The following is a 26,859-nucleotide window of genomic DNA, read 5'->3' as shown; positions in this document are numbered from 1 at the left end:
CTGCTCCTAGGGGGTGAGGATCGCGCGGCCGCGCACGCGGCCGGCGTCGAGGTCGGCCAGCGCGTCGAGAGCCGCGTCCAGCGGGTACTTCCTGGTGTGCAACGTGACCTTCCCGGCCTGGGCCAGCACCATCAGCTCCACCAGGTCGTTGTAGGTGCCGACCAGGTTGCCGACGACGTTGCGCTCGGTCGAGATGATGTCGATCGTCGGGATGTCGATGTTGCTGCCGTAGCCGATGACGAAGTGCGACCCGGCGCGCCGCGTCATCGCGAACGCGTCCTGCTGGGCACCCTGCTCGGCGACGAAGTCGAGCACGACCTCGGCACCGTTGCCACCGGTCAGGTCGAGCACCGCGTCGACCTGCTTCCCGTCGGCCAGCACGGTTTCGTCGGCACCCAGCGTCGAGGCCAGCTCGAGGGCGTCGGCGTTGCGGTCCACCACGACCACGCGGGTCGCGGTGAGCGCCTTGAGCGACTGGATGCCGATGTGCCCGAGGCCCCCGGCGCCGTTGACGACGCAGGTGGTGCCCGGGTACAGCAGCGGCACGGACTTGCGCACCGCGTGGTAGGCGGTGATGCCCGCGTCGGCCAGCGCGGCGACGTCTTCCGGCTGCGTCGAGGGGTCGAGCTTGATGCACGCCCGCGCCGACGTCAGCAGGTACTCCGCCATCCCGCCGTCGGAGTCGATGCCCGGGAAGCTCCCGTTGGGACAGTGCATGTCGTCGCCCGCGCGGCAGGCGTGGCACAGCCCGCACGTCGGGGTCGGGTGCAGGATGACCGTGTCGCCGACCTCGACATTGGACACCGCCGGACCCACCTCGTGCACCCAGCCCGCGTTCTCGTGGCCGATCGTGTACGGCAGCGCGACGCCGGACTTCTGGGCCCACTGCTCCTCGATGATGTGCAGGTCGGTGCGGCACACGCCGGCGCCGCCGATCTTGACCACGACGTCGAAGGGTCCGGTGGCGCGCGGCTCCGGGACGTCTTCGATCACCGGGTGCTGGTGGTACTTCTGCAGCCGCACGGCCTTCATCCCGTGCCCTCCTCTTCGCTGGTCAGGGAGTACCGCGCGCGCAACATGCCGCGGCACACCCCGGAATTGGCCTCCATGCTCGTGCGGGTCAGCCGCGCGATGGCCAGGTGGCGCTTCGCGTCGGCGGGGGCGATCGCCGCACCCGTGGCCGGGTCGAGCAGCAGCGGGTCGTCGTCGGCGGCGGGCAGGCCCAGCTCACGGCGGCGGGCGCGCAACCGGTCGAGGTCCGGCCCCGGCGGGACTTCGCCCAACGTCAGCGCGGTCGGGTCTCGCCCGGACAGGGTCCGGCAGACGCGGTCGGTGCCGGCGAGCACGGCCTTGCGGACGAAGTCGTACCGGAGCGTGTCGAGCTCGTCGACGGCCTCGCCCTCGAACGACGCGACGAACCCCTGCCGCGCCGCCACCCCGCGGTTGATGACGTCGGCGGCGAAGTGGTCGTCGAGCCGGATGTCGAGCCCGGTCAGGCCCGGCACCCCGGCCACGGCGTCATAGGCGTCCGCCACCATCAGGAACGCGAAGTTGGGCGCGCAGAAGTAGGTCGGCAGCCGCAGCCGGATGACGGCGCGGCCCTCGTCGTCCACCTCGCAGCGGGCGACGAAGCCGAGGTCGGTGAGGGGTTCGTCCAGCTCGGGATCGCGGACGGTGCCCAGCGCCGCCCACACGGCGGCGCGGGCACCGAGCACCAGGGTGGTCATGAGTTCGGCACGCCGACCGGCTCGACGGACTCCGGGTCCTTGAGCCGCAGTTCCGCGGGCACGTCGATGTCGTAGAGCCGCGCGGCGTTCAGCCCGAGGATCTTCTTCTTCTGGTCGACGGTAAGCGGCGGGAAGTCCGACAGGTCGTCGTCACCGGGCATGGTCCAGTCGACGAAGCCCTCGACCTGCCACTTCGGTTCCCAGATCGCGTAGTCCGCGCCGAAGACCAGCTTGTCCTCGCCGAGCCAGAACATCAGCTCGCCCATGACCTTCGCGAAGAACTTGGGCCGGGCGTGCATCAGGCCGCCGACGACCACGGCCAGCCCCGCGTAGACGTTGCGCTCCTGCGTGGCCATGAAGCAGAAGTCCTCGATGCGCGGCAGGCCGACGTGCTCGACGATGAAGTTGAGACCCTGGAAGTCCGTCGCCACGTGGTCCACATCGGACACGTCGAACGCGTCCTTGTCCAGCGGCCAGATCGTCGGTCCCTTGTGGATGTGGACGTTCTTGACGCCGAGCTCCTCGCACTTTTCGAGGTAGCGCGCGGCTTCCGGGTCCTTCAGGCTCCAGCCGCGGGAGTCCCCGCGCCACTCGGCCGTGTAGAGCTTGACGCCCTTGCAGCCGTAGCGCTTGACGCGCTCGGAGAACGCCTTCAGCCCCTCGTCGCCTTCACGCGGGTCGAAGGTCGTGTTGACGAGGAACTTCCCGGGGTGCTTTTCGGCCAGCGCCGCGTCGGCCTCGGTCGTGTTGAAGCCGTTCTTGTACCACTGCCGCAGGTTCGTCGGCTGGAAGATGGCGGTGTCGACGTGCCCGGCCTCGAACAGGTCGTGCATCATCAGTTCTTCGGAGTACTTCTGGAAGCGGTCGATCGGCCAGTGCGTCTCCTTCGGGCCGAGGCCCTGGTAGGCGTGGAAGCACTCGATCCAGCCCTTGGCGTATTCCTCCTGCCCCTTGACCCAGTTGTCCGGGCTCGCGTCCCAGAAGTGGGTGTGGGCGTCCACCACGAAGTACTTTTCGCCGTCTTTTTCGTACATGGTTGATCCTCCTGAGCGGATCGAGTGCTGCTGTGACAGCCGAGGCTTCGCCTCGGGCCGGGGGCTCCGCCACCCGGAGCCCCCTAAGACCTTCGATGCTGGTTACTTGATGACCTTCAGATCGAAATCGAGGTACTCGGCCGCGTCCTCGGGGTTGGCGAACATGATCGTGCGGTCGTCCTCGTGGATCATCCGCCCGTAGTGCGTGGACATGCTTTCCTCGAACTCGGCCGCGTTGAACCAGCCCTCTTCCTCGCCGGCGGCCTCGTCGACCTCGGCGTAGACCAGGTCCGTCCGGCCCTTCGCGTCGACGCGGATCATCGAGGGCAGCGGGGTCACGGTCACGTTGTCCTTCGTGCTCATGACCTCGGCGATGATCGCGCCGACCTGGTTGTTCATCAGGGTGAAGCCGCACATGTTCGACGCGGTGTTGTCGGCCTTGAACGGGCTTTCCGCCGTCTTGAAGATGGTCACTGGCCCAGCTCCTCCGGTGCTTTGAGGCCCAATTCGGACAGGATTCCGGCGAACCGGCTCTTCACGCGGTCGAGGCCGTCCTCGAACCGGATCGGCTTGGCGTCGGGCTGCGACCACAGCGGCTGCAGCGCGCGGGCCGCCGCGATGCAGCGCGGCACCCAGTCCTCGAGCCACTTCTGCAGCAGCGCCTTGTTGTGGTCGGCGAACTCCTTGTCGTTGACCAGCAGGTGGAACATCGGCTTCGTGTAGCGGAGGTCGCGTTCGGAGAAGTCGAACTCCTCGGCGCCGATCAGCGTCGGGGTGACGAAGTCGCCGTTGGCCGGCGCGGCCTGCTGCACCAGGTTGCTGCGGAACAGCTCGCCGACCAGGGGCTCGAAGACGACGTTCGCGGCGAAGATCGCTTCGCACCAGTCCCAGATCCCGGTCAGCTGCTCGGCGCAGTCCCGCACGCCCTGCCACGCCGGGTCCTCGTTCCAGGTCGCCAGGTGGGCGGTGCCGTCGAAGCCCTCGACCTCTTCGGTGAGGGTCAGGTTGTACAGCGCCAGGTCCTGCGCCGCGCGGATCCGGTGCATGCTGTTCACCGAGATCGCGTTGTTGTGCATGTTGGTCGGCGCGCGGCGGTTGGCGTTGGCGAACAAGTAGAGGCCGAGGCCGTGGTCGACGTGCATCCACGCGCCGACGTGCTTGGCGACGAACTCGACCCAGTTGCGGTTCCACTGCTCGAACGCCTTCGCCTGGCGCGCGGCGTCGATGTTCTGGTTGAGCTGGCGCACGACGTTGGCGTTGTAGCGGTAGAGGGTGAGCTCCCACTCCTCGTTCGGGTCGCGGAACTCGTGCCAGCCGTGGGCCGGCCAGTCGTAGCCCTTGCCGCCGGAGCCCGGGCCGCGTTCGGGCAGCGGCCGGTCCGAACCCCACGCCTTCAGCGCGGTCCACTCGAGCGGGTAGCCGCCCTTGCCGTCGGCGAAGGCGTAGAGCCAGCCCTGGGACAGGTAGTGCCGCGGGTCGGGCTGGACCTCGACCGTGACGTCCTCGTAGTGGCTCTGCTTGCGCTTGGCCGGGGTGAAGTAGTTGTACTGGCGGGCAGTGGAGTCCGGGAAGACCTTCGCGCCCGCTTCGGCGTCGGTGAACGCCGGCTTCGGCACGCTGCGTTCGGAGGTGGCTGTCATGGGTTTCCTTACCCTTCGCCCGTGGTGGTGAACTTGTCGTAGAAGACGCGCTTGTCGGCGACGCCGAGCGCGGGCAGCAGTTCCAGTGCGGCTTCCACCATCGGCGGGGGCCCGCAGACGTAGGCGTCGGCGCCGGTGAGGTCGACGCCGGCCCGGCGCAGGACGTCGGTGACGAAGCCGGTCTCGCCGGTCCAGTCGTCGTCGCCCGGCTCGGAAAGCGCCGGTACGTAACGGAAGTCCGGCAGTTTCTCCTCCAGCTCCCGCAGCTCGGCCTCGAAGCAGAGGTCGTGGCGGCGGCGGGCGCCGTAGTAGAACACCGCCTTCCGGTCGAGACCGCGCTCGGCCATGGACCGCAGCAGCGCCAGGATCGGCGCCATCCCGGCGCCGCCGCCGACGAAGACGAGGTCCTTGCCCGGGTTGTCCCGGAGGGTGAACACCCCGAACGGGCCGGTCACCCGGAGCCGGTCGCCGACCGCGACGTCGGCGTCGAGGAACCGGGAAAACAGCCCGTCGGGGTAGATCTTGATGACGAACTCCAGCAGCCCGTCGCGCGCCGAGGTGTTGGCCATCGAGAACGAGCGCGTCTCCTCGGTGCCCGGAACCGCGAAGTCCAGGTACTGGCCGGGGAAGAACTTCAGTTCCTCGGCCAGCCGCACCACCAGGTGCCGGAGGTCGTGCGTGACGTGCTCGTTCGCGACGACCTCGACGGTCGTCTCCTGGATCGGCAGCCCGGACTGGATCATCTCCTCGTCGTAGTTGAGCAGCTCGATCGTCAGGTCTTCGTAGGCGTGGGCCCGGCACAGCAGCGTGAAGCCTTCCTCCTTTTCGTAGTCGGGGAGCGCGAAGGTCGAGTACCGGTCGTGTTCGACGTCGTCGCCGTCGAGGATGAACGACTTGCACGCCGCGCACTGCCCTTCTTTGCAGCCGTGCATGAGCATGACGCCCTGCTCGGCCGCGGCGCGCAGGATCGTGGTGTCCTCGGCGACGTCGATCTCGATCCCCACCGGCTCGAACCGGACGCGGTGCTTTTCCGCCATCCCAGCCCCAATCCGGCACTTTCACGTGAAAGTGCCCACCTGGGGGCGGCACTTTCACGTGAAAGTGCCGCCCCGGTCGGTCGCGTCAGGCCGTCTGGGGCGCCGGGCGGCCGGCCGGGCCCTGGCGGTTGTAGTCGGCCACGAAGGCGGCGCGCTGCTCGTCGGTCATCTGGTTGAGCAGCACGTTCGGCGACTGCACCTCGGGCATCCGGCGCAGGTGGTCGAGCGTCCACATCTTCTTGGGGTCGAGGTCGAGGTGCGGCTGCGCGACCATGGTCTTGCCGTCGTCGCGCACGAAGCCCATGTCGGAGACGACGTCGGCCCAGTTCCAGCCGTGGTAGAGCGTCTCCCACTCGCGGGCGCCGACCAGCTGGCCCATGTTCGGGGTGTTGCGGCCCTGGTAGGTGGGCCGGAACGCCTCGGCGTCGGTCCAGCGGCACGTCTCCGAGCAGTACGTGCGGTGCTGCCCGTCGACCTCGTCGACGACCATGTCCTCACGGATGAGGCACGGCACCATGCAGGTCCAGCAGCGGTGCGGGTACACGTAGTCGACGTCTTCGGCGACGATCGGGTGGTGCCCGTTCGGCGTCGCGAGGCGGCTGTAGTTCTCCCACCACTTGCCGTACTTGTCGTACCAGCCCGGGTACTTGTACTCGAACCACTCGAAGTCCTCGTCGGTCATCGGGTCGATGCGCCAGTAGTTGGCGAGCCACCCGGTGGCGAAGAACTGCGCGACTTCGTGGACGTAGCCCTTGTTCCAGATCCGGTTCCACGCCTCTTCGATGAGGTCGTGCGGGATGACGAGCCCGTACTTCTCGAGCGGGACCAGGTACGAGCGGTAGTAGTCGTCGTAGATCCACCGGCGCCACATTTCCGCGTAGCTTTCGCGGTCCTTGCGGCGGTCCTTGGTGCCGTATTCGATGAACGTGCCGATCGCGGCGTCGACGACGGCGTGGTTGTTCCACCACGCGTAGCGCAGGTCGCGTTCGAGCAGTTGGTGGTTGCTTTCGTCGGACAGGGCCATCAGCAGGGTGGCGTAGCCGTTGCTGATGTGGCGGGATTCGTCGGACTGCACCGAGTGGAAGACGGTCGGCAGCAGGTAGTCGCCGTTGGCCGCGGCTTCGGCCGGCATCGCGACGAACAGGGTGTTCGTGAACGCCGTTTCGGCGACGATGGTCAGGTAGATGCTCGCCGCGGTGATGGCGTCACCGGTGATGAAGCCTTCGGCGAACTGGCGGCCGATGGTGCCGCAGTAGTCGTTCTGGAAGTTGCGCAGGCTCGAGTTGAAGCCCGCCGGGTCGATGTAGTTCTGCATGTACAGGCGCTTGAGGTTCTGCTGGATCGTCGAGTGGCGGACCTCGTCGATCATCTGGATCGCCTGCCCGTTGTGCAGTTCCGGGTTCGGGACCGTGCGGAACAGCAGCGGCATCGCCCGCGCGGCCGAGATCTCGGGCAGCGGGATGATGGAGAGGAACAGCTTCTGCCACTCCAGCCAGCGTTCCTGGACCTGGCGGAACATGTTGCCGCGGATCGCGCCGTCTTCGGCGCCGTAGACCCGGTGGTCCTTTTCCTCCTGCATCGGGAAGTACGAGCGGAGGACCTGCTTCAACGGGTCCTTCTTCTTGGCCTTCTGGAAGGTGTAGTCGGTGCCGTAGTGCGAAACCGGGGTGTGGTAGGCCGGTTCCCACGACAATTCCTGGATCTTCTGGTGGGCTTTCGCCACACTCTGGCGACTCATGGATCACTCCTTGTCTCCTGAGCTCGCCGCCCAGGGCGTCCTGCGTTCACCATTCAACGGGGCACTCGCGGGTGACGCGGGTCTCAATCTGAGACAGAACCGCTGCTCAGGGCGTTTCGCCGGCGCCGAGCACCTGGGCGCGCAGTGCGGCGAGCTCGTCGTGGACGCCGGCCTGCACGCGCGCGTCGCCCTCGACGGTCGGGACGATGCCGAGCGCGCGCAGCAGCGCGGCGGCGGGTTCTCCGGGGTGGCCTCGCCCGCCGAGGGTCGGGTGCAGGCCCGCCTCGGCCAGGTGGGTGAAGACCAGGTTGACGATCGTCCAGGGGTTGTACGTCTCGGCGGCCATGCCCCCATGGCACCGCCGCCCCGCCGGTGCGGAGCGTCTCAATTTGAGACACCGCCGGGCGCGGGAGGCGCTTAGGCTGGACGGGCGGCACAACGGGTGTGCCCGCACCCACGTGGGCCGCGGGAAGCTGGAGGTCACGTGGACGAGATCGCGCCCGGAACCCTGCTCGCCGACGACGAGCTCGCCCGCACCCGGGTGCGTTTCCTGACCGCCGAAGCGGTGCCGCCCGGCACCGTGCGGCAGACGATCCTCGCCTCGTGGCGGCGCTCGCGGGAGTTCCACGTCGAGGCCGACCGGATCGACCCGCACTACCTCGGCGACCGCAACCTCGACATCCCGCTGATGCGCGGCGCGGAGCCGGTGCTGCACAAGCTCGGCGAGCAGTTCGACGGCCAGCCGATCAGCCTCATCCTCACCGACCCGGCCGGCGTCGTGCTCACCCAGCGGACCGGCGACGCCGACCTGCGGCGGCACCTCGAGCGCGTCGAGCTCGTGCCGGGGTTCAGCTACGGCGAGCAGTCGGTGGGGACCAACGGCATCGGCACCGCGCTGGAGGACGGCCGCGCGACCACGGTGTTCGGCCACGAGCACTACGCCGAGCACCTGGAGAACCTCGCGTGCGCGGGCGTGCCGATCCACCACCCGATCTCAGGCAAGAAGATCGGCGCGGTCGACCTCACCTGCTGGCACAAGGACGCAGGCGGCCTGCTCATCGCGCTGGCCCGCTCGACGGCCGAGCAGATCCGCCAGGCGCTGCTGCGCCACAGCGACCTGCGGGAGATGATCCTCTTCCAGGCCTACCTGCAGACGTGCCGCCGGTGGACGGGCATCGTGCTGGCGTTCAACGACGACATCGTGATGATGAACGACCGGGCCCGGCAGCTGCTCGACCCGGCCGACCAGTCGGTGCTGCTCGGCCACGCCACCGAAGCGCTGGCCGACGGGCGGCGGACCCCGGCGACGCTGTCGCTCTCCAGCGGCCTGCGGGTCCGGGTGTTCTGCCGCCGCGTCCCCGGCCAGCGCGAGACCGACACCGCGGGCGGCGTCCTGTCGGTGAAGCTGATCGAAGCGGAAGAGACCCTGGCCGCGGCGATGCCGATGGTGCCGATGTACCTGCCGGGCGTGGTCGGCTCGGCCCCGCTGTGGCTGCGCTGCGGGCACGAGCTCGACGCCGGCCACCAGCGCGGCGAGTGGGTCGCGCTCGAGGGCGAGGCGGGCACCGGGAAGCTGACCCTGGCGAAGGGCCTGCACCAGCGCCACCACCCGGCGGCCCGCCTCGTCGCCGTCGACGCGGCCGGCGCGCTGGACCCCGACGCCCTGCTGCGCGAGCACGCCGAAGCCCCGATCCGCACGCTGGTCGTCCGCCACGCCGACCGGCTGGCGGCCCCGGCGGCCAACGCGCTCGCGGCCGTCCTGCGCCGGCTGCGCGACGACCCCGCCGCGCCCTGGGTCGTCGTCACGCTGGTCCCCGAGGCCGAGACCGAACCGGCGCTGGCCGAGCTGCTCAAGGCGTTCCCGCGGACGGTCCGGGTGCCGCCGCTGCGCCACCACGTCGAGGACCTGGCGGAGCTGGTGCCCCTCGTCCTGAGCAAGCTCGGCTACGGCGGGCGGCTCACCTGCTCGGCGGCCGCCCTGCACCTGCTGATGCGGGCGGAGTGGCCGGGCAACACCGGGCAGCTGTACGCGGTGCTGCGCAAGGTGGCCCAGCGCCGCCGCGCGGGCACGATCCGCCCCGGCGACCTCCCGGCGGAGTTCCACGCGGTCGCCCGCCGCCCGCTCAACCGGTTCGAGTCGATCGAGCGCGACGCGATCGTGCGGTGCCTGGAGGACGCGGACGGCAACAAGGTCCGGGCGGCGAAGCTGCTGGGCATCTCGCGGGCGACGATCTACCGCAAGATCCACGAGTACGGGATCGTGCCCCCGGCCCGCTGAGGGGTCACTTCGGCGGGTTCACCGCCTTGGCGACGTCGTCGATCGTCTTCGGGTCGACCAGGCCGGTGTCCTCCAGGACGGTCATGTGGTCGAGGACCGTCTGGTTCGCCTCGGTCGCGTGCCGCCGGATGACGTCGTTGCGCGTACCCGCGCGGACCTCGGCGATGGTCGCGAAGATCTTGCCGTGGGACGCGCGCAGCAGGTTCGCGAACAGCTTGTCGAACTCGAGGCCCTGCGCGGCGGTGAGCCGGCGGACCCAGCCCTGCTGTTCGGCACTGGCCTGGTCCGGCAGCCGGACGCCGAGCATCTTCGCGTCCTCGCGCACCAGCTGGTCGAGGTGCGAATGGCCGTCCAGCAGGTGCAGGCCGGCGCGCTTGACCGCGTCGCTGCTCGCGTGGGTCTGCGCGAGCTCCCCCGCGGGCATCTCCCAGAGCCCGGCCTGGCGGACCTTGACCAGGAACGTCTTGTCGAGCTCGGTGACCGGCCCGGCGCCCGCGATGTCACCCGCGCCCTCGGCGGCGGACCCCCTCTGCATGCCGGGCATGTCGTGCCCGTACGCCGGGACCTGCGCCTGGGTCGAGCCGGGCGCAGTCTGGGCGCTCGCCTTGAACACCATGACCGAGCCCACGCCGACCACGGCCAGGGTGGCCACGACGACCAGGAGGGTCCGGGCCCTGACCTTGGCCGTCATGCCACGGTGATCCGGCATCTTTCCTCCTCGTGCGACAGGTTCCTGTACGGGGTACTACGGCTCCCGCGGCGGAGGGGTTCACCGGAATCCGGGCGATTTTCTTTGCACGCCAACGACATCGGAGAAGAAGAAATCCATTGTGGACGCACGCCGAAGCGGACCGGGCGTCCCGGAGTCACCCATCTTGACCGATCCTCTTGCGATTGGCAAGTATTGCTTCATGCAAACCCTCGAAGACGCCGCCTCGGGCGCCGGCCCGGACGTGGTGGCCCTGGACGGCCTCACCCTGGTCCTGGTCGGGATCGCGTGGGAGTGCGCGCACGCGGCACCGGCGGAAGTCTCGTTCCCGCAGACCCGGCTCCTGCTCATCCTCGACCGCCTCGGCCGGGTGCCGAGCTCGCGGCTGGCCGAGGCGATGGGCGTCAACGCCTCGTCGGTGACGCGGCTGGCCGACCGGCTGGAAGCCCTCGGCTACGTCGCCCGCGGGCGCGACGCGCGCAACCGCAGCGTCGTCACCCTGGAGGTCACCGAGACCGGGCACGCGCTGGTGGGCGAGATCCTCGCCCGGCGGCACGCGGCGCTGGGCGAGCTGCTGGACCGGCTGCCGCCCGCGCAGCGCAAGGCCGCGGCCACGGCGGCCCGGCGGCTGGTGCACGCGGCCGCGACCATCCCGGCGCTCGGCCCGGCCGCGCTGTGAGTGCCATGCTGGACGGCATGGCGACCCGCTGGACGTGCCCGCGCTGCGACCGCGAGTTCGCGCGCGCCGGCCAGGGGCACACCTGCGTCCCCGGCTGCACCGTCGAGGACACCTTCGCCGGGAAAGCGCCGTGGCAGCGCGAGGTCTACGACGCCGTCCTCGCGCACCTGCACACCCTCGGCGACGTCCACGAGGACGCCGTCAAGGTCGGGGTGTTCCTCAAACGCGACCGCAAGCTCGCCGAGCTGCGGCCGCGGTCCCAAGACGTCTTGGTGTACCTGTGGCTCCCGCACCCGGTGGAGACGGCGCGGATCGCACCGGCCCGCTGGGCGACCGGCCCCCGGGTGGGGCACCAGCTCAAGCTGCGCGAGGTGTCCGATGTGGACGACGCCGTGCGCGGCTGGCTGACGCTCGCCTACGAGACGTCCTGAGTGATCGGTCCGGGATGAGATGCCGCGCTGCCGACGCGAAGCACCTCGGCCGGCTCGCTCGACCAGCTGCCTCCGCGAACTCCTTCTCGAGCGCTGATGTTCTCGACCACTTCTGGCGAAGTGGTGGTCCGGCAGTGCAGCGGGGCGCTCGAGCGGTCCTTCGGACCGTCGATTCCGTCGTCGTGGCGGTGTTTCACCGGTCGAACACGGTGCGGCTGATGCGGTAGCAGCGGCAGGTCGCCGCGACGTCACCGCTGGCTTCGTCGGCGTGACGCAGGACGGCCAGGCACCGGTTCGCACGCCTGAGCAGGTCCTTCTCGTTCCATACTCGTTCAGCCATGGGTCTGTCTTGATCAGGGTCCCGGACTGTCGACAACCTCTGTCAGTTCTCGAGCGCTAGGCGCGGCCCGGGGAGACCGGGGCCAGGAGCAGGCCGGTGACCGCGTCGATCAGCCCGGTCCCCGCGTCGTCCCAGCTCGCCCTCGGCGTCGCCGCGCCCTCGGCCAGCGCGCGTTCGCGCTCGGCCGTCATGTGGATCATCAGCTGGCGGGCCATGTCGCCGCGCTCGGCGCGGACCTCCGCGGGCAGGCCGTCCAGGCAGCGGTTCAGGCCCTCGACCGCGCGGGCCAGCGCCGGTGAGGACAGGGATTCCTCGGCGATGATCGCCCGCAGCGCCGGGTCGGTCATCACCTGGGCGCTGAACCGCGCGAACCACGTCGGCGAACCCAGTTCCCGCAGGTGGCTCGTGCTCGGGCGGACCAGGCAGGCCACCCAGTCGCGGAGGTCGCCATCGCCGCCGACGGCCTCGACCAGCTCCTCGCGCAGCCGCTCCATGGGTTCCGCGTGCTTGCGGACGATCGCGCGGACCAGGTCGACCTTCGTGCCGAAGTGGTAGTTCACCGCCGCGTTGTTGCCCTGCCCGGCCGCCTCGCTGATGTGCCGGTTGGACACCACATGCACCCCGTGCTCGGCGAAGAGCCGCTCCGCCGTGACGAGGATGCTTTCCCGCGTCGCACTCGCGCGGTCCGCCTTCACGTTCATCCAGCCCACCCTGATCGTTCCCGGTCCCCACCTTACGGAGCCGCCTCCGCTGGCGAGAACCCGGCGGAGGGTGGCCGGACAGCCACTGGCCCGCGACGACGGCGGTTCCTAGCGTTTCCGGCGTGATCCAGTTCCTCGCGCCGATCGTGATCGGCCTCCTCTACGTCGTGCTCAACTCGTTCGTCCCCGACGCGCACCGGCGGCGGCTCAACGCCGTCGTGGTCGGCGGGGCGGGCGCCGCGTACCTCTCCGGCGGCGCGCTCGGGCCGTGGGAACTGGTGTTCTGCACCGTCATGACCTACGTCGCCTTCCGCGGGCTCGACTCGTGGACGTTCATCGGCGTCGGCTGGCTGCTGCACACCGGCTGGGACGTCGTGCACCACCTCAAGGGGCAGCCGATCCTGCCGTTCGCGCACGATTCGTCGTTCGGCTGCGCGCTCTGCGACCCGGTCATCGCGATCTGGTGCTTCACCGGCGGCCGCGCGGTCCTGGGTTCGCGCACCGCGACCACGGGTACTCCGGTGCCATGAGCACCGACGTCGAACGCGCAGCGCACGCCTTCTGCCCCCGGTGCCACCCGGAGCCCCGGCCCGGGGACGTGCTCACGGCGCTGTGCGGTGCCCGCCACCCCTACTACGGCCGCCGCGACCGGCCGGTGAACACCTGCCCCGCCTGCGTGGCGCTCGCCTCGGCGAACGTCTACGCGTGCGGCCACCCGGGCGCCTGAGCACAGGCACCCGGGGACGGCGGGCGCGAAAGGGGAAATCGGGAGTTCCGGAACCACCGGGCGAACCGACCACCTACGCTGACCGGCATGAAGAGGGTGGGGATCGCCACGGCGACCGCGGCGATCGCCGCGCTCGTGCTGGCGCTCGTCCTCGGTCTGCTGGGCGGTACACCGACCGGCGCCGGGGACAACGGGGACGGTTACCGGTTGTTCTGCGGGCCCGGACTGACGCCGGCCACGCCGGACCACAAGGCGAGCTGGCTCGGCGGCGTGGTGCTCGACTTCGGCCGCGGTACGCCGTGCCCGGATCCGCAGCCCTCGAGCGCCGCGGTGCTCTTCGAGTCCGTCGCCGGCGGGGACGGCGCGTTCAGCCTGGTCAAGCTGGGCTGGCTCTACGTGCTCCTGGTCTTCCTGGTCACGCTGCCGGCGGCCTGGGCGGTGCAGGCCCGCGGCACCCGGCGCCTGCTCTTCCTGCTTCCGCCGTTGCTGCCCCTGCTCGAGCCGTCCTTCGCGCGGCTGTTCATCTCGACCTTCGCCGAGCCCGCCGGGTTGTTCGGCGCGTACACGCTGCTCTGCGGGCTGGCGGTGATCGCCGCGACCAAGGCCGAGGACGGCTTCGCGCGGCTGGCGGCGCTCGGCCTCGTCGCCGTCGGCGGGGTCGTGGGCGGGCTGGCGAAGATCGGCTTCCTGCCGCTGTTCGTGCTGGCCGTGCTGGTGTGCGCGGTGACCGCGGCCCGGCCGGGCCGGGGCCGCTGGTGGTCCGGCCGGATCGTCGGGCCGGTGCTCGCCGTCCTGCTCGTGCTGGAGCTCATCGCCCCGATCCGGGCCAACCTCGCCTGGCAGGACCGCAACTACGCCGACGTCAACGCGGTCAACGTGGTCTACACCCTCGGCCTGGTCGAGTTCCCGGGCTCGGCGGCCGGGCTCGGGCTGCCGGCGGAGGCGCAGCGGAGCGCGGGCCACGCGTACTACCCGGACGGCCCGGAAGCGCTGGCCGGCGCGGACGTGCTGCTGGAGAACCCGGCGCCGGTCAAGCACAAGGTCTGGGACCTGCTGCTGACGCACCCCGGCGCGCTGGCGTCCGCGATCGGCACCGGCCTGCAGGCCACCCTCGGGCGCAGCCTCCCGTACCTACCGGACGAGCCGTGGACGGCGGCGACCCGGCCCCCGGACAACTCGGCCCCGGTCAGCGGCGACATGGGCGGCGACGCGACGACGTTCCAGGCGTGGCTCGACAGCATGGGCCTGTGGTGGTGGCCGGTCCTGCTCGTCCTGCTGGGCCTGGCCGCGACGGTGTTCGCGCTGCTGCGCCGCCGTCCTGCGACGACCCGCTACGGCGTCGTCGCGGGAGTGGCCGTGACGAGCGCGCTCGGCATCGTGACGATGTCGGTGGTCGGCGACGGCTACTTCGAGATCGCCAAGCACGTGTGGCTGGCGGCGTACCTGCTCGACGTCGCGGCGCTCGCGCTGTGCGTCGTGGCGGGGCCGGTGCTGGTCCGGCGAGGGAAGGCGTGGTGGGGGCGCCGCCGGGCCGCGGCCACCCCGCCACCGCCGTCGGCGCACGAACCGGAGCCGGCGCCGGTCAGCTGACGTCGTCCCGGAGTTCGCGCACCAGCACCGGCAGCGCCACCAGCAGCGCGATCCCGCGCACGGCGGCCGCCAGGAGGTAGGGCGCCCGCAGGCCCAGCGCGTGTGCGACCAGCCCGCCGGTCAGCGTGCCGGCGGGGATCAGGCCCCAGCCGAGCAGGCGGTACGCGCCGGTGACGCGGCCGAGCAGCGCGGGCGGCACGAGCCGCTGGCGGAGGCCGACGGCGACGATGTTCCAGAGCGTCGTGGCGAAGCCGTTCACGGCCAGGAACGCCCCCATCGGCACGGCGGCGGGGCTCAGGCCGATGCCGGCGAACGCGCCGACGTTGACGGTCAGCGCCGTCAGCAGCGCCGCCCGGGTTCCGATCGCGGCCACGACCCGCGCGTTGACCAGGCCCCCGGCGACGCTGCCGAGCGCCGCGGCGGCGAGCAGCACGCCGTAGCCGCGCGCGCCGACGTGCACCACCTGCGTGGCGAGCAGCACCAGGACCGCGTTGGCGAGCTGGCCGCCGAAGGTGTTGATCCCCAGCAGGACGGCGAGGGTCCGCAGCAGCCGGTGCCGGCGGAGCCAGGTCAGCCCCTCGTGGAGGCCGGAACCCCGTGCCTCGCCGCGGGCGCGCCGGGGCAGCGTCGCCACGACCGCGGCGGACACCGCGAACGAAACGGCGTCGAGCCCGAACGGCAGGGCCGCCGCGACGCCGAACAACGCGCTGCCCAGCGGTGGCCCGGCGAACTGCTGGGTGACGGTCGTGATCGCCTGCTGGCGGCCGTTCGCCCGCGGCAGCAATGGGCGGGCGATCAGGTCCGGCAGGATCGCCTGCGCGGCGGTGCCGAACACGACGTCGCCGGCGCCGAGGCCGAACGCGAGGACGGCGAGCACCGGGACGCCGACGCGGCCGCCCGCCGCGAGCACGGCGATCGCTGCGGCCAGCGCGGCTTGAACCGCCTGCGCCCGCCACATCAGCGTCGCCCGGTCGCAGCGGTCGGCCAGCACACCCGCGGGCAGGGCCAGCAGCAGCCACGGGAGGTAGGCCGCGGTCGCGACGAGGGACACGAGCCGGGGGTCGCGCGTCACGGTGACGGTCAGGAGGGGCACTGCCGCGGTGAACGCGCCGGTGCCGAGGTTGTCGACGCCGGTCGCCCACCACAGGCGCCGGTGGGGCAGCCGGGTCATCCCGCGATCCTCCGGCCCTCCGGCGGCGCCGGACACCGTTTAGCGCGGTGCTACATACTCGGGACCGTGGCGCTCACGGTGGAACTCGACGTCGCCGAGCTGGCGGCGACCCGCCTCGCCGTCTCCCCGCTGTCGGAAACGGTGGCGTGCCTGCAGCAGCTCGGCGGCCGCGAACGGCAGGCGGAAGCCCTGCCGTGGCTGCGCTGGGCGACCGGCGAGCTGGCCCGCGAGCCCCTCGACCTCGCGTGGACGTGGCCGCTGCTGGTCAACGACCGGCCCAGCTGGCCGGAGTTCCTGGTGCCCGCGCCGCGGGGGTCGGGTCCGTCCATCGAGGACGACCTCGCCGCCCTGCGGCGCACGACCGCCCGCCAGGTCCGGGCCAGCCTCACCCGCGTGTTCGGCGCGGAGCTCCCCGGGCCGGCCGCCGACCTCGCCACCCACCCGGCGGCCGGGCTGAAGGCGATCACCGCGGAGCTGCGTGCGGCGCACGAGCGCCTGGTGGCCCCGCACTGGCCGCGGATCCGGGCCGTCCTCGACACCGACGTCGCCCACCGCGCCCGGGAGCTGGCCACGGGCGGCGCGCAGCGGCTGTTCACCGGCCTGCACCCGGACCTGCGCTGGCACGAGGGGAAGCTGCTCCTCGACGGCGCCCGCCCGGTCAACCGCGGTCCCGGCGGGCTCGTGCTGATCCCGGTCGTGCTCGGCTCACCGCACGTCCTGATCAAGCGGAACACGTCCACGCAGACGACGGTCCGCTACCCGGCCCGCGGCCGCGGCGCCCTGTGGACGGCGGGCACCCGGCCCCCGGCTCAGGGCACGGTCCGCCTCCTCGGCCGCGCGCGGGCCGGGCTCCTCGAAGCCCTCCGCTCCCCCGCGACGACGACCGACCTGGCCCGAGCCCTCGGCGTCACGCCCAGCGCGGTCTCGCAGCACTTGGCTGTCCTGCGCGGAACGGGACTGGTGGACCGGGAACGTTCCGGGCGCCAGGTCCGGTACCTGATCACGGCGCTCGGAACGTCCCTTTTGGACGGCAGGTGACGCGCGGCCGAGGTTCGGTGAGCGTGGCCCGCAATGCGCCCCAATGAGGTTTTCCCAGTAGGGACGGGTGGGGGTGCGTGTTGCCCTGTGGCGCACCCTCACCCGCTTCACCCTCTGCCCCCATCGCATCGGCGCCATCACCCAGGCCACCCTCGTGCTCACCCACCATGAACACCAACACCGCTACTGAGAAAACCACATTGGGGCGCTTGGCCCGAGCGTCAGCCGACTTCTCGCGTGCCGTTAGCCCAGCGACGTCAGCGGCACCGCGAACACCGCACGGCCGCACGTCTGGTTCTGCGCCTTGCAGTCCGCCGTCGACCACTCCGACTGGGACCAGACCAGGCCCGTCGCCCAGTCGTACGTCAGCGCTTCCGGGTGGACCGCCCAGCAAGCCGTCGTCGTGCCGCAGGTCGCCGACGTGCTCGCCGTCGTCGTCTGGGTCCACAGCTGGCCGTTGAGGGTGGCCGAGCTGTGGGCGACGTACCACTTGCCGTTGTGGGACAACACTCCCTGCATGTTCCCGACGGAACTGCGGTACGCCTCGGACGCGGTGCCGGTCAGCAGGTAGTCCGTGCCCATCGGGAAGCGGTAAAGGCGGCCGTGGAGGGTCTGGTCGGAGAAGTACTCCGTCGTCACCACCGAAGCCGGGCTGGTGCTGCGGTCCAGCGACAGCGACGAGAAGCACGGCACGCCCGTGTTCGAGGACATGCTGCACGTGCCGCCCGCGTACGAGTAGTACCCGACCTGCATCATCGCGTACTTGTACGTGTAGGCCGCGTACTCGCCGGAGGTCTTGCCGATCGCGTTCGACGTCGTGTCGCTCAGCTGCAGGATGTGCTTGGTGCTGAAGACGCGGATCGCGGTCGAGGTGTTGCCCACCGCGGTGACGTAGATCTTGTCGCCGTACCAGGCCATCCCGCCCATGTGCGCCTGCGCCGAGGAGAAGCTGCTCCCAGTGCTGTTCGGCACGGCCAGGTACATCATCCGGTGCGCGGCCGCGGCCGGGTCGTCGTAGTTGACAGCCTGGATCCGCGCGTCGTTGTAGCGGCCGAGCTCGGTGGTGCCGTGCCAGCCGGACAGGATGATCTTGTCCGCGCCCCACAAGCCGTCGTCGTCGGCGTCGCCGGAGGTCGTGATGCCCTGGGGCACCCACGTCGTGCTGCCCGCCCGTTCGCTGTCCCAGCACAGCGACTTCGTCGCCACGGGCGCCTTCGGCAGCGCCGCCTTTTCCGCGCTCGTGCAGCCGGTCATCGCGTAGCTGGTGTCGTTGACGACCGTGTTGAGGCTGACGTTCGGCAGCGCGTTGTCCAGCGCGGTCAGCGCCGCCGCCGGGGTCGCGTGCCAGACCAGGTTCTGCTTCGTGGTGGTCGTCAGCGGGTCGCTGTAGGCGGCGCTCGCCGTCCCGGGCAGCGCCAGTGCGCCGGCCACCACGGCCAGCGCGAGGACGATCGCTTTCGAAATTCGCATGGCGCCAGTGCGCCACACGAGGGTCCAAATTCCGTACAACGCGCTTGTACTAGTCGGCCAGGGACAGCACCGTGCGCGCCTGCTCCACCATGGCGACGTCGAGGAACGTCCCGTCCGGCAACGCGATCGCGCCCACGCCGGCGGCCGTCGCGCCCGCCACCCGCGCGATGACCTCACGCGCCCGCGAAACCTCCTCGCGCGTCGGCAGGAACGCGGTCCGGATCGTTTCCAGCTGCACCGGGTGGATCGCCGTCCGGCCGCGGAACCCCAGCGCCCGGCCCGCGCGGCACGACGCCGCGAGCCCATCGAGGTCGCGGACGTTCACGTACGCCGACATCGCCGGCGGGGCGAGCCGCGCGGCCCGCGCCGCGACGATCACCCGGCTGCGTGCCCACGTCAGCCCGGCGTCGTCGGCCACGCCGAGGTCCGAGCGCAGGTCCGCCTCGCCCAGCCCGATCGACGCCACCCCCGGCGACGCAGTCGCGATGTCCAGGGCGCGTTCCACGCCCAGCGCGGACTCGATCAGCGGGTGCAGGTCCCGGCCCGGGAGCACCGCGGCCACGGCCCGGACCTCCTCCGGTGCCTCGACCTTCGGCAGCCGCACCCCCACCGGGAGGTCCTCGACCGCCGCGAGGTCGGCCTCGTGCCACGGCGTGCTCGGGTGGTTGACGCGCACCTGCACCGGCCGGGACACCGAAGCGAGCAGCCGCACGGCGTTTTCCCGGGCCTCGTGCTTGCGGGCCGGGGCGACGGCGTCCTCGAGGTCGACGAGGACGACGTCCGCGCCCGACTCCAGGGCCTTGCGCACCCGGTCCGGCCGGTCCGCCGGCGCGTAGAGGAACGTGAGCGGCGGGCTCACACCGCACCCCGGTCCCGCAGCTCGGCCACCCGCTCCGGGGCGAACCCGAGTTCGTCCAGGACCGCGTCGGTGTCGGCGCCGTGCGGCCGCCCGGTGAACCCGATGACGCCGTCGTGGCCCGAGAGCCGGAACAGCGGGCCCTGCATGAGCATCGGCCCCAGCTCGGCGTCGTCGATCTCGTGGATCGTGCCGAGCGCCCGGAACTGCGGGTCGGCGACGATGTCGGCGGCGTCGTAGATCGGCGCCACCGCCGCCTGGGCCCCTTCGAACGCCGCGACGACCTCGTCGCGCGTGCGCTGCCCGATCCACTTGCCGACGGCTTCGTCGAGTTCGTCGGCGTGCCGGGCGCGCTCGGCACCGCCGGCGAACCACGGCTCGTCGGCCAGGTCCGGCCGGCCGACCAGCCGGACCACGCGCTCGGCGATCGACTGGGCCGAGGTGGACACCGCGACCCACTGGCCGTCGGCGGTGCGGTAGGTGTTGCGCGGCGCGTTGTTGATCGACCGGTTGCCGGTGCGCGGCTGGACGGTGCGCAGCTGGTCCCAGCGCGTGATCTGCGGGCCGAGCATGGCCAGCATCGGCTCGATGATCGCGGTGTCGACGACCTGCCCGCGCCCGGTGGTCGCGCGCGCCGCCAGCGCGACCATGATCGCGTACGCCGTGGCCAGGGACGCGACCCCGTCGGCGAGCCCGAACGGCGGGAGCGTCGGCGGGCCGTCCGGCTCCCCGGTGGTCGCCGCGAACCCGCTCATCGCCTCAGCGAGGGTGCCGAAGCCGGGCCGGCTCCGGTACGGGCCGGTCTGCCCGAAGCCGGTGACCCGGGCGAGGACGAGCTCCGGGTTCCAGCTCGCGAGCTCCTCGTACCCGAGGTTCCAGCGCTCGAGGGTGCCCGGGCGGAAGTTCTCGATCACGACGTCGGCGGTGGTGACGAGGGCGAGGAAGACCTCGCGGCCGCCTTCGCTGCCGAGGTCGGCGGTGATCGTGCGCTTGTTCCGGCCGAGCGTCTTCCACCAGAGGTTGACGCCGTCCTTCGCGGCGCCGTGGGTCCGCGAGGGATCCGGCTTGCGCGGGTGCTCGACCTTGATCACCTCGGCCCCCATGTCGCCGAGGTGCATCGCGGCCATCGGCCCGGCGAAGAGCGTGGACGCGTCGACGACGCGCAGCCCGGCCAGTGCCCCGGCGGCGGGGTCGCGGGAGACGCTCACGACGGCACCTCCCAGGCGCACCGGAAGCCCACCGTCGCGCCGCGCGCGAGACCGAGCCCGGGGAGCAGCAGCTTCACGGCGTACCCGGGGTCTTTGCGGCCGCCTTCGACGTACCACTCGGAGCCCTCGGCCGCGTAGTCGCTGCCGCCCTTGAGCATCACGAACCGCGTGCGGCCGTCGGAGTGCTCGCTCTCGGTCCAGTTCCAGACGGCCGGGGTGCCGCGGCGCAGCTGCTCCCCCGCCAGCTGCCATTCGTCCTCGGTCGGCAGGCGCCCGCCGCGCCAGGCGCAGTACGCGCGGGCGTCGCCGAGGTCGACGTAGGTGACCGGCTCGTCCGGTTTTCCCCGCCGGGCGAGAAAACGGTGCTTCTGCCGGGGTTCGTACCCGGTGGCGGCCACGAACTCCGCGAACTGCGCGACGGTCACCTCCGTGACGCCGACCGCGACGGCCGTGGCCAGCTCGCCCTCGCGCTGCAGCGTCCGGGCGTCGTGCAGGCGCGGCGGGAGCGGCTTCCATTCGTCGACGTAGGGCGCGCCCTGGTACATCCCGGTCTCGCGGGCGCGGTACCGGACGGTGAGCACGTACGGGCCCGCCGGGACGACGACGGCGTCTTCGTCCGGCGTTCCTCCGGTCCGTTGTGGACGGACGCGGGCCGCGACCCGGTGCGGGAACCGGGCGTCCGGGTCGTGCGGCAGGGTGGGCAGCTCCGGGCGCCAGCCCTCCGCCGTCGCGCCGATGCCGCGGGCCGGGACCCCGCCGAGGAGGTCGGTGCCGGGCAGCGGGCCGTGGTAGTCGGTGTCGCCGCGGTTGACGAGGGTCCACAGTGTCCTGCCGCCGAGTTCCCAGCGGGACGCGTAAACGCCGGCGGCTTCGGCTTCGGGCGGCAGCTCGGCCAGCGGGGTCCAGTCCCCGTCGAGGAGGAGGTCCTTCGCCGCGCGCTGGAGCGTGACCATCCGGCGGACGGTCGCGGCGTCGCGCGCCGACCAGCCGACCCAGACGCCGAAGACGACTTCCCAGACCATGACGCCGACGCCGTTGAGCCACGCCGACTGCAGCTCTTCGCTGTGGTCGCGGTGCCAGCGGCGGACGTGGTGCTGCATGTGCCGCCGCTCGTACCAGTGGGCACGCAGGACGCCGGGCACGGGCGAGTCGGCGAAGAACTGGGCCCACGACGCCGCGTGGTCCTCGATCCGCTCGACGGCGAGCTTCGATTCGCCTTCGAGGACGATCCCGGGCCGGGCGGCTTCGAGCCGGTCGACGAAGTCCGGCTCGGCCTTCTTGAGCGTGTCGAGGAAGACGCCGTCGGCCGCGAAATCGGCGACGAGCGCGGCGAGTTCGGTGGGGTCGTCCGCGCCGCGGCGGGTGCCGACGTCCCAGGGGTTGTAGTCGACGAAGACGCGCAGGCCTTCGTCGTGCAGGGTGCCGATCAGATCGGCGAGCCCCGGGACGTCGCGGTAGAAGTCCCACTGGTTGCGGTTGTCGAGGCCGATCACCGGGTAGGCGTGCCAGAGGACGACGGCGTCGAGCCCGCCGAAGCGCGCCCGGGCGTCGGCGAGGAAGCGCCCGGGCGTGAAGCGGTCTTCTTCGAACGAGTACAGCAGTTCGTCCCAGAGCCACACCTGGGCGACCGCGTGGCAGGACGCCGCCCAGGTCGCTTGGGGACGGTCGTAGGCGGCTCCGGTGTAGCCGTGGCGCTCGCGGGCGTCCTCGCGCCATTCACGCAGCTTCGCGCGCCACGCGGGCCGGTCGGCCGGGTCCCGGGGCGCGGCGAAGATCTTCGCTTCGTCCAAACCGGACAACGGGCCGCGTACCTCGGTGGGCCGGTCGATCGGCCGCGGGACGAGCGGGTCGAACGTGGTGGTCATCGTGCCTTTCCTTCGAGCGCCGCCACTTCCGCGGCGGTGGGGACGGCGGCCTGGGCCCCGGGCCGGGTGACCGCCAGCGCCCCGGCCGCGCCCGCCCGCCGGGCGGCTTCGGGCAGGTCGAGGCCCTGGGCCAGCGCGGCCGCGAGGACGCCGCAGAAGGTGTCGCCCGCGCCGGTGGTGTCCACCGCGTCGACCGGGAGGCCGGGTATCCGCACGGGCTCGGCGTTGCGGCGGAGGACCACGCAGCCCTCGCCGCCGAGGGTGAGGACCACCGCCGGCACCCGCGCGAGCAGCTTTTCGGGCTCGCCCGCCAGATCGGCGGCTTCGTGTTCGTTGACGACGAGCAGGTCGACGACGTCCCAGAGCGACTCGGGCAGCTCCCGCGACGGCGCCGCGTTGAGGATCACCAGCGCGCCGGGCCGTTTCGCGGCGGCGGCGGCCGCGACGACGCCGAGCGGGATCTCGAGCTGCGCGAGCACGACGTCGGCCTCGGCGATCCGGTCGGCCTGCGCCGCCCCGATCTCGACGTGGTCGTTGGCGCCCGGGGCGACGACGATGGCGTTCTCGCCGTCCGGGGCCACGGTGATGAAGGCGGTCCCGGTCGGCGCTTCGGCCCGCTCGACGAGGTCGGTGCGGACGCCGGCGCCGCCGAGGGAGACGAGGATCAGGTCGGCGCCTTCGTCTTCGCCGAGCGCGCCGACGAAGGAGGTGTCGGCACCCCCGGCGAGCGCGGCGGCGACGGCCTGGTTCGCCCCCTTGCCCCCGGGGCTGCGGCGAAGGCGGTCGCCGAGGACGGTCTCGCCGGCCTTCGGCGCCCGGGGCACGTCGACGGCGAGATCGACGTTGGCGGACCCCACGACGACAACTCGTCCCCCCGTCATCGGACGGCCTCCGCGAGCGCCGCCGTGCGGGCCGCGAGGTCGGCGATCCGCCGTTCCCCACCCGGCAGCGACGTCGCGATCCGGCCGTCCAGGGGCTTGCTCCAGTACTCGTCCACGCCGCTCAGCGCGCCCACCACTCCCCCGACCGTCGCGGCCGCCGAGTCGGTGTCCCAGCCCGCCGTCACCGCGATCGCGACGCTCGGGCCGAACTCGCCGCCGCCCTTCGCGAGCGCGTACGCGATCACCGCGGCGTTGTTGAGCACGTGCACCCAGTGCAGGTGCCCGTATTCCGCGTGGAGCCGGTCGAGTCCGCTCGCGACATCGCCCGACGCGGCCGCTGAACGTCCGAAGCAGACCGCGGCCGCCAGGTCGCTCGACGCCGGGATCGCGGCCGCCGCCGCGTCGAGGACGTCCTCGACGCGGTCGCACACCATCGCCGCCGAGGCCAGGCCCGCGGCCCACATCGCGCCGTACACGCCGTTGCGCGTGTGGCTCAGCCGGGCGTCCACCGCGGCCAGCCGGGCCGCGGCCCGGACGTCGCCCGGGCTGATCCAGCCGAACACGTCCGCGCGGATCAGCGCGCCGATCCACTCCCGGAACGGGTTGCGGTAGGTGGCGGTCTCCGGGACGGCGCGCGCGTCGAGCAGGTTCCGGTAGGCCGCGCGCTCCGCCGTGAACACCCGCCCGGCGGGCAGGTTGTCCAGCCACAGCTGGGCGACGTCCTCGGTCGTGAACCCGCGGCCGCGCTCCTCCACCAGCGACAGCGCCAGCATCGGGTAGTTGAGGTCGTCGTCCTCGGGCATCCCGCCGATGTTCTCTTCGAGCGAGGTCGGGGCCGACCGGCGGTTCCACGGCCACCGCGTGGCCACCTCCGCGGGCAGGCCCACCGCGGTGAACCACCCGTCGAGGGGCCACCGGCCGGTCGCGCGGAGGATCTCTTCGATCCCTTCGCGCGGGATCTTCTCCACCGGCTTGCCGAGCAGGCAGCCCGCGGCCCGCCCGGTCCACGCGTTCAGCTCCCGGCCGCGGGACCCGCGCGGCAGCGAAGGCGCCACCGGCAGGACCGGCTCCGGCTCCTTCACCGGAGCGTCCAGCGAATCCAGCAGCTCCCGCGCCAACGGCCGCAGCCCGGGGGCCTCGGGACCGGCGCCGCTCACGGCGGGCACCGGGTCACCGCCCGCCGCGAGCCACCGCGCCCGCGCCGCGGAGACGTCCTTTCCCTCCGCTTCGGACTGGACCAGCTCGTGCGGGAGCAGGTCCTCGGGCCGGGCCCAGGTCAGCCTCACGCCGTCTCCCCGAAGAACGCCACCCGGGCCAGCGCCCGCTCGCGGTCGGCCTTCAGGATGTCCGCGGCCGCCGAAGCCAGCAGGTGCCCGGTCTCCCGCAGGTCCATCCGGCTGGCGTCGCCGACCTCGTCGACCCACTCGGCCGGCACCACGGCCGTCCCGCCGAGGCCCGCGCAGATCGCCGCCGCCATCACGGCGATGGAGTCGGCGTCGCGGCCGTAGTTGACGGCCGCCAGCACCGCGCCGCGGAAGTCGCCCCGGTGCGCCAGCACGAACGCCAGCGCGGCGGGCAGTTCCTCGATCGACTTCGTCCGCGAGGGCCGCCGCGCGTCCATCGACATCTCCCGGTAGTGCGGCCCGACCGAGTCGAACGGCGCGACGGTCTCGCGGACGAGAGCCGCCAGCGCGCGTTCTTCCCCGTCGGTGGCCGGGGGGACGGACCGGTCACCGAAGGCCGCCACTACCGCGCGCAGCGCCGCCGCGGTCCCGTCGTGGGCCACGTCCAGCGCGGCCGCGACGACGCCGTCGAGCGTCGCACCGGGCGCGACCGCGGCCGCCACCATCGCGGCCAGCACGCCCGCCGCCTCGCGGCCGTAGCTGGACTGGTGCGCGCCGGTCAGGTCGATCGCCTCGGCGTACGCGGCCCGCGGATCACCCGCGTTGACCACGCCCACCGGGGCGACGTACATCGCCGCGCCGCAGTTGACCACGTTGCCCACGCCCGCTTCCCGCGGGTCGACGTGTCCGTAGTGGAGTCTCGCGACGATCCACTTCTCCGCGAGGAAGACCCGCTGCAGCAGCAGCGCGGTCGACTCCAGCTCCGGTACCCAGCGCGGTTCGCCGATCATCAGCGGCACCAGGTCCTCGGCCATCGCGTACGCGTCGAGGTGCGCCCGGCGCTTCGCGTACACCTCGACGAGCGCCCGCGTCATGAGGGTGTCGTCGGTGATGTGCCCGTCGCCCTTGTGGTATGGCGCGATCGGGCGGGCCGTCCGCCAGTCCGGGTACCACGGCCCGACGACACCGGTCACCCGGCCGCCGTGCCGCTCTTCGATCTGCTCGGGTGTCCACCCTTCGGTGGCGCCGCCGAGGGCGTCCCCGACGGCCGCACCGGTGATCACCGCGACGGCCCGGTCTTCCAGCCAGGTCACGAATCCGCTCCTGTCATTTGCTGACGTTCTTCCAGCCGTCCTCGAGCTGCTTCGCGAGGCCGGCCGCGTCGATCTTCTGGGCGAGGAACTGCTGGTACGCCGGGGTCGCGACGGTGTCCTTCCACTGCGCGTACTTGCCGGCGAACAGGTAGGGCGCCGAGGTCAGGTGCTCGCCCGAGGCGAGGATCGCGTCCCAGCCGTTCTTCCCGGCGAGCTTCGCCGCCAGCGCCTGCCGCGCCGACGTCGTCGGCGGGATCAGCGCGTCGGCCTCGTTGATCGCGGCCAGGTTTTCGGTGCCGGTGAAGAAGTCCACGAACTCCGCGGCCTCCTTGACGTGCGCCGAGTCCTTGTTCACCGACAGCGTCTGCGGGTTCGCGGCCTGCGCGGGCCCGGCCGAGCCGGCCAGCGGCGGCAGGACCACCCAGTCGAAGCCCTTCGGCGCGTCCTTGGCGATGTTGGCCGCCTGGTAGGAACCCTGGACCGTCATCGCGATCTGCCCCGCGTAGAACGGCGCCAGCGCCTTCGTGCCGGACTGCGTCAGCGTGACCGGCAGGATCGAGTGGTCCTGGTGCGCCATCGCGTCGACGAGCTGCGGCAGCGCCTGCTCCCCCGGCCCGGCCGTCAGCTTGGCGTCGTTGCCGGTGCCCTCGAAGTACTTCCCGCCGAACCCCGGGGCGAGCGCGACGAACGCCGCCGTCGGGCTCGACAGGCCCCAGCCGAGACCGAACCTGCCGTCCTTGGTCGTCGCCTTGGCGATCTCGCGCAGCTGGTCCCACGTCATCGAGGCACCGGTCGGGATCGTGACGCCGGCCTGCTGCAGCTGGGTCTTGTTCGCGAAGACCACATAGGACTGCAGCTCGGTCGGCTGGGCGATCACCTTGCCCTCGACCGTCACCGAGTCGAGGACGCCCTTCGGGATGTCCGCGCGCTTCTCCGCCGAGAGGTACGGCGTGAGGTCGGCGAGGAAGCCGTCGGTGGCGAACGGCGCGATCCCGGCCGCCTCGTAGTGCACGATGTCGGGCGCCGAACCGGCGTTGAACTGGGTGATCAGCTTGTCGTAGACGCCGTCCCAGCCCGCCTGCACGATCTTGACCTGCACGCCGGGGTGGGCCTTGTTCCAGTCGCCGACGATCTTCTGCGTCGCGGCGATGGCCGCGGGCTGGTCGGACAGGGACTGGAAGGTGAGGGAGACCGGGCCGTCCCCGCTGTCGCCGTTGCCGCCGCCACCGCAGGCGGTGAGCAGCAGTCCGACGGCGGCCAGTGCGCCGGCAACCAGGGTGCGTCGTGTCTTCATCGACCGAC

General features: G+C 72.0%; 27 protein-coding genes. 7 read left to right on the top strand and 20 right to left on the bottom strand.

Features of this window, described 5'->3' with window-relative positions; translation table 11 throughout:
- Positions 1 to 6: 6 nt before the first annotated feature.
- From ACLJQM_RS19545 to ACLJQM_RS19510, 8 genes are all read right to left on the bottom strand, one after another.
- The gene (locus ACLJQM_RS19545) at positions 7 to 1,032 is read right to left on the bottom strand and encodes an NAD(P)-dependent alcohol dehydrogenase (protein WP_410632270.1); all 1,026 of its coding nucleotides are present in this window, start codon (positions 1,030 to 1,032) and stop codon (positions 7 to 9) included.
- Positions 1,029 to 1,727 (bottom strand): metal-sulfur cluster assembly factor, encoded by a 699-nt coding sequence (locus ACLJQM_RS19540; RefSeq protein WP_410632269.1) that lies wholly within the window; start codon positions 1,725 to 1,727, stop codon positions 1,029 to 1,031. Before ACLJQM_RS19540 ends, ACLJQM_RS19545 begins: the two co-directional genes overlap by 4 nt.
- Positions 1,724 to 2,761, bottom strand: a complete 1,038-nt coding sequence (locus tag ACLJQM_RS19535) for an amidohydrolase family protein (RefSeq protein WP_360780593.1) — start codon at positions 2,759 to 2,761, stop codon at positions 1,724 to 1,726. The genes ACLJQM_RS19540 and ACLJQM_RS19535 overlap by 4 nt, the downstream gene beginning before the upstream one ends.
- Positions 2,762 to 2,863: 102 nt before the next feature.
- Positions 2,864 to 3,235 (bottom strand): propane 2-monooxygenase effector subunit MimD, encoded by a 372-nt coding sequence (gene mimD, locus ACLJQM_RS19530; protein WP_247023775.1) that lies wholly within the window; start codon positions 3,233 to 3,235, stop codon positions 2,864 to 2,866.
- Complete coding sequence (locus tag ACLJQM_RS19525; protein WP_247023776.1) at positions 3,232 to 4,401, bottom strand: toluene hydroxylase; 1,170 nt, start codon at positions 4,399 to 4,401, stop codon at positions 3,232 to 3,234. The genes mimD and ACLJQM_RS19525 overlap by 4 nt, the downstream gene beginning before the upstream one ends.
- Positions 4,402 to 4,409: 8 nt before the next feature.
- Positions 4,410 to 5,438, bottom strand: coding sequence for a 2Fe-2S iron-sulfur cluster binding domain-containing protein (locus tag ACLJQM_RS19520; RefSeq protein WP_360780589.1), 1,029 nt, complete (start codon positions 5,436 to 5,438; stop codon positions 4,410 to 4,412).
- A gap of 85 nt (positions 5,439 to 5,523) precedes the next feature.
- Positions 5,524 to 7,176 (bottom strand): methane monooxygenase, encoded by a 1,653-nt coding sequence (locus ACLJQM_RS19515; protein ID WP_247023778.1) that lies wholly within the window; start codon positions 7,174 to 7,176, stop codon positions 5,524 to 5,526.
- 106 nt (positions 7,177 to 7,282) lie between these two features.
- Positions 7,283 to 7,522, bottom strand: coding sequence for a hypothetical protein (locus ACLJQM_RS19510; RefSeq protein ID WP_247023779.1), 240 nt, complete (start codon positions 7,520 to 7,522; stop codon positions 7,283 to 7,285).
- A 138-nt stretch (positions 7,523 to 7,660) separates the two neighbouring features.
- Between ACLJQM_RS19510 and ACLJQM_RS19505 the strand changes: the two genes are divergently transcribed.
- Positions 7,661 to 9,454, top strand: a complete 1,794-nt coding sequence (locus ACLJQM_RS19505; RefSeq protein ID WP_410632268.1) for a sigma-54-dependent Fis family transcriptional regulator — start codon at positions 7,661 to 7,663, stop codon at positions 9,452 to 9,454.
- Between the two features lie 4 nt (positions 9,455 to 9,458).
- Here the strand turns inward: ACLJQM_RS19505 and ACLJQM_RS19500 are convergent, their stop codons facing one another.
- Positions 9,459 to 10,163 carry a DUF4142 domain-containing protein gene (locus tag ACLJQM_RS19500; protein ID WP_410632267.1) on the bottom strand — a complete coding sequence of 235 codons (705 nt, stop codon included), beginning with the start codon at positions 10,161 to 10,163 and terminating at the stop codon, positions 9,459 to 9,461.
- A gap of 202 nt (positions 10,164 to 10,365) precedes the next feature.
- Between ACLJQM_RS19500 and ACLJQM_RS19495 the strand changes: the two genes are divergently transcribed.
- Complete coding sequence (locus ACLJQM_RS19495; protein WP_360780579.1) at positions 10,366 to 10,842, top strand: MarR family transcriptional regulator; 477 nt, start codon at positions 10,366 to 10,368, stop codon at positions 10,840 to 10,842.
- 17 nt (positions 10,843 to 10,859) lie between these two features.
- The gene (locus ACLJQM_RS19490) at positions 10,860 to 11,273 is read left to right on the top strand and encodes a DUF5655 domain-containing protein (protein WP_360780576.1); all 414 of its coding nucleotides are present in this window, start codon (positions 10,860 to 10,862) and stop codon (positions 11,271 to 11,273) included.
- A 193-nt stretch (positions 11,274 to 11,466) separates the two neighbouring features.
- Here the strand turns inward: ACLJQM_RS19490 and ACLJQM_RS19485 are convergent, their stop codons facing one another.
- Both ACLJQM_RS19485 and ACLJQM_RS19480 read right to left on the bottom strand, forming a co-directional pair.
- Positions 11,467 to 11,613 carry a hypothetical protein gene (locus tag ACLJQM_RS19485; RefSeq protein WP_410632266.1) on the bottom strand — a complete coding sequence of 49 codons (147 nt, stop codon included), beginning with the start codon at positions 11,611 to 11,613 and terminating at the stop codon, positions 11,467 to 11,469.
- Between the two features lie 56 nt (positions 11,614 to 11,669).
- Positions 11,670 to 12,314 (bottom strand): TetR/AcrR family transcriptional regulator, encoded by a 645-nt coding sequence (locus ACLJQM_RS19480; protein ID WP_410632265.1) that lies wholly within the window; start codon positions 12,312 to 12,314, stop codon positions 11,670 to 11,672.
- Positions 12,315 to 12,436: 122 nt separating this feature from the next.
- On the opposite strand from ACLJQM_RS19480, the gene ACLJQM_RS19475 reads away from it, so the two are divergent.
- The 3 genes from ACLJQM_RS19475 (at position 12,437) to ACLJQM_RS19465 (ending at position 14,631) form a co-directional block, all read left to right on the top strand.
- A complete protein-coding gene (locus ACLJQM_RS19475) occupies positions 12,437 to 12,844 on the top strand; it encodes a DUF6010 family protein (RefSeq protein ID WP_360780570.1) in 408 nt (135 codons plus the stop codon).
- A complete protein-coding gene (locus ACLJQM_RS19470) occupies positions 12,841 to 13,041 on the top strand; it encodes a hypothetical protein (RefSeq protein WP_247023784.1) in 201 nt (66 codons plus the stop codon). Before ACLJQM_RS19475 ends, ACLJQM_RS19470 begins: the two co-directional genes overlap by 4 nt.
- Before the next feature lie 87 nt (positions 13,042 to 13,128).
- Positions 13,129 to 14,631, top strand: a complete 1,503-nt coding sequence (locus ACLJQM_RS19465; RefSeq protein ID WP_410632264.1) for a hypothetical protein — start codon at positions 13,129 to 13,131, stop codon at positions 14,629 to 14,631.
- Here the strand turns inward: ACLJQM_RS19465 and ACLJQM_RS19460 are convergent.
- Entirely contained in the window at positions 14,624 to 15,802 is a 1,179-nt protein-coding gene (locus ACLJQM_RS19460) for an MFS transporter (protein ID WP_410632263.1), read from the bottom strand. The genes ACLJQM_RS19465 and ACLJQM_RS19460 overlap by 8 nt on opposite strands.
- Before the next feature lie 66 nt (positions 15,803 to 15,868).
- On the opposite strand from ACLJQM_RS19460, the gene ACLJQM_RS19455 reads away from it, so the two are divergent.
- Positions 15,869 to 16,840 carry a DUF5937 family protein gene (locus ACLJQM_RS19455; protein WP_410632262.1) on the top strand — a complete coding sequence of 324 codons (972 nt, stop codon included), beginning with the start codon at positions 15,869 to 15,871 and terminating at the stop codon, positions 16,838 to 16,840.
- A gap of 243 nt (positions 16,841 to 17,083) precedes the next feature.
- On the opposite strand, the gene ACLJQM_RS19450 is transcribed toward ACLJQM_RS19455, so the two are convergent.
- From ACLJQM_RS19450 to ACLJQM_RS19415, 8 genes are read right to left on the bottom strand one after another with little or no spacing between them, the layout of a single operon-like run.
- On the bottom strand, positions 17,084 to 18,310 hold the full coding sequence (locus ACLJQM_RS19450; protein ID WP_410632261.1) for a hypothetical protein: 1,227 nt from the start codon (positions 18,308 to 18,310) through the stop codon (positions 17,084 to 17,086).
- Between the two features lie 49 nt (positions 18,311 to 18,359).
- Positions 18,360 to 19,169 (bottom strand): HpcH/HpaI aldolase/citrate lyase family protein, encoded by an 810-nt coding sequence (locus ACLJQM_RS19445; protein ID WP_410632260.1) that lies wholly within the window; start codon positions 19,167 to 19,169, stop codon positions 18,360 to 18,362.
- Entirely contained in the window at positions 19,166 to 20,374 is a 1,209-nt protein-coding gene (locus ACLJQM_RS19440; RefSeq protein ID WP_360780552.1) for a CaiB/BaiF CoA transferase family protein, read from the bottom strand. The genes ACLJQM_RS19445 and ACLJQM_RS19440 overlap by 4 nt, the downstream gene beginning before the upstream one ends.
- A complete protein-coding gene (locus ACLJQM_RS19435) occupies positions 20,371 to 22,239 on the bottom strand; it encodes a formylglycine-generating enzyme family protein (RefSeq protein ID WP_410632259.1) in 1,869 nt (622 codons plus the stop codon). The genes ACLJQM_RS19440 and ACLJQM_RS19435 overlap by 4 nt, the downstream gene beginning before the upstream one ends.
- Complete coding sequence (locus ACLJQM_RS19430; protein ID WP_410632258.1) at positions 22,236 to 23,120, bottom strand: ribokinase; 885 nt, start codon at positions 23,118 to 23,120, stop codon at positions 22,236 to 22,238. The genes ACLJQM_RS19435 and ACLJQM_RS19430 overlap by 4 nt, the downstream gene beginning before the upstream one ends.
- The gene (locus ACLJQM_RS19425) at positions 23,117 to 24,406 is read right to left on the bottom strand and encodes an ADP-ribosylglycohydrolase family protein (RefSeq protein ID WP_410632257.1); all 1,290 of its coding nucleotides are present in this window, start codon (positions 24,404 to 24,406) and stop codon (positions 23,117 to 23,119) included. Before ACLJQM_RS19425 ends, ACLJQM_RS19430 begins: the two co-directional genes overlap by 4 nt.
- Positions 24,403 to 25,557, bottom strand: coding sequence for an ADP-ribosylglycohydrolase family protein (locus ACLJQM_RS19420; RefSeq protein ID WP_410632256.1), 1,155 nt, complete (start codon positions 25,555 to 25,557; stop codon positions 24,403 to 24,405). The genes ACLJQM_RS19425 and ACLJQM_RS19420 overlap by 4 nt, the downstream gene beginning before the upstream one ends.
- 13 nt (positions 25,558 to 25,570) lie before the next feature.
- Complete coding sequence (locus tag ACLJQM_RS19415) at positions 25,571 to 26,851, bottom strand: ABC transporter substrate-binding protein (protein ID WP_360780538.1); 1,281 nt, start codon at positions 26,849 to 26,851, stop codon at positions 25,571 to 25,573.
- Positions 26,852 to 26,859: the final 8 nt, after the last annotated feature.

The sequence above is a fragment of the Amycolatopsis sp. cmx-4-83 genome (genome assembly GCF_046548815.1).
GTDB classification, from domain to species: Bacteria; Actinomycetota; Actinomycetes; order Mycobacteriales; family Pseudonocardiaceae; genus Amycolatopsis; species Amycolatopsis pretoriensis_A.
Note: the sequence above shows the minus strand (reverse complement) of the source record. Positions and strands in the feature narration are given on the sequence as shown.

Excerpts from the sequence above, each read along its gene's own strand:
- ACLJQM_RS19545 (WP_410632270.1), bottom strand. The coding sequence starts at position 1,032 with ATGAAGGCCGTGCGGCTGCAGAAGTACCACCAGCACCCGGTGATCGAA.
- ACLJQM_RS19540 (WP_410632269.1), bottom strand. The coding sequence starts at position 1,727 with ATGACCACCCTGGTGCTCGGTGCCCGCGCCGCCGTGTGGGCGGCGCTG.
- ACLJQM_RS19535 (WP_360780593.1), bottom strand. The coding sequence starts at position 2,761 with ATGTACGAAAAAGACGGCGAAAAGTACTTCGTGGTGGACGCCCACACC.
- ACLJQM_RS19525 (WP_247023776.1), bottom strand. The coding sequence starts at position 4,401 with ATGACAGCCACCTCCGAACGCAGCGTGCCGAAGCCGGCGTTCACCGAC.
- ACLJQM_RS19520 (WP_360780589.1), bottom strand. The coding sequence starts at position 5,438 with ATGGCGGAAAAGCACCGCGTCCGGTTCGAGCCGGTGGGGATCGAGATC.
- ACLJQM_RS19515 (WP_247023778.1), bottom strand. The coding sequence starts at position 7,176 with ATGAGTCGCCAGAGTGTGGCGAAAGCCCACCAGAAGATCCAGGAATTG.
- ACLJQM_RS19510 (WP_247023779.1), bottom strand. The coding sequence starts at position 7,522 with ATGGCCGCCGAGACGTACAACCCCTGGACGATCGTCAACCTGGTCTTC.
- ACLJQM_RS19500 (WP_410632267.1), bottom strand. The coding sequence starts at position 10,163 with ATGCCGGATCACCGTGGCATGACGGCCAAGGTCAGGGCCCGGACCCTC.
- ACLJQM_RS19495 (WP_360780579.1), top strand. The coding sequence starts at position 10,366 with ATGCAAACCCTCGAAGACGCCGCCTCGGGCGCCGGCCCGGACGTGGTG.
- ACLJQM_RS19490 (WP_360780576.1), top strand. The coding sequence starts at position 10,860 with ATGGCGACCCGCTGGACGTGCCCGCGCTGCGACCGCGAGTTCGCGCGC.
- ACLJQM_RS19485 (WP_410632266.1), bottom strand. The coding sequence starts at position 11,613 with ATGGCTGAACGAGTATGGAACGAGAAGGACCTGCTCAGGCGTGCGAAC.
- ACLJQM_RS19480 (WP_410632265.1), bottom strand. The coding sequence starts at position 12,314 with ATGAACGTGAAGGCGGACCGCGCGAGTGCGACGCGGGAAAGCATCCTC.
- ACLJQM_RS19470 (WP_247023784.1), top strand. The coding sequence starts at position 12,841 with ATGAGCACCGACGTCGAACGCGCAGCGCACGCCTTCTGCCCCCGGTGC.
- ACLJQM_RS19465 (WP_410632264.1), top strand. The coding sequence starts at position 13,129 with ATGAAGAGGGTGGGGATCGCCACGGCGACCGCGGCGATCGCCGCGCTC.
- ACLJQM_RS19460 (WP_410632263.1), bottom strand. The coding sequence starts at position 15,802 with ATGACCCGGCTGCCCCACCGGCGCCTGTGGTGGGCGACCGGCGTCGAC.
- ACLJQM_RS19450 (WP_410632261.1), bottom strand. The coding sequence starts at position 18,310 with ATGCGAATTTCGAAAGCGATCGTCCTCGCGCTGGCCGTGGTGGCCGGC.
- ACLJQM_RS19435 (WP_410632259.1), bottom strand. The coding sequence starts at position 22,239 with ATGACCACCACGTTCGACCCGCTCGTCCCGCGGCCGATCGACCGGCCC.
- ACLJQM_RS19430 (WP_410632258.1), bottom strand. The coding sequence starts at position 23,120 with ATGACGGGGGGACGAGTTGTCGTCGTGGGGTCCGCCAACGTCGATCTC.
- ACLJQM_RS19415 (WP_360780538.1), bottom strand. The coding sequence starts at position 26,851 with ATGAAGACACGACGCACCCTGGTTGCCGGCGCACTGGCCGCCGTCGGA.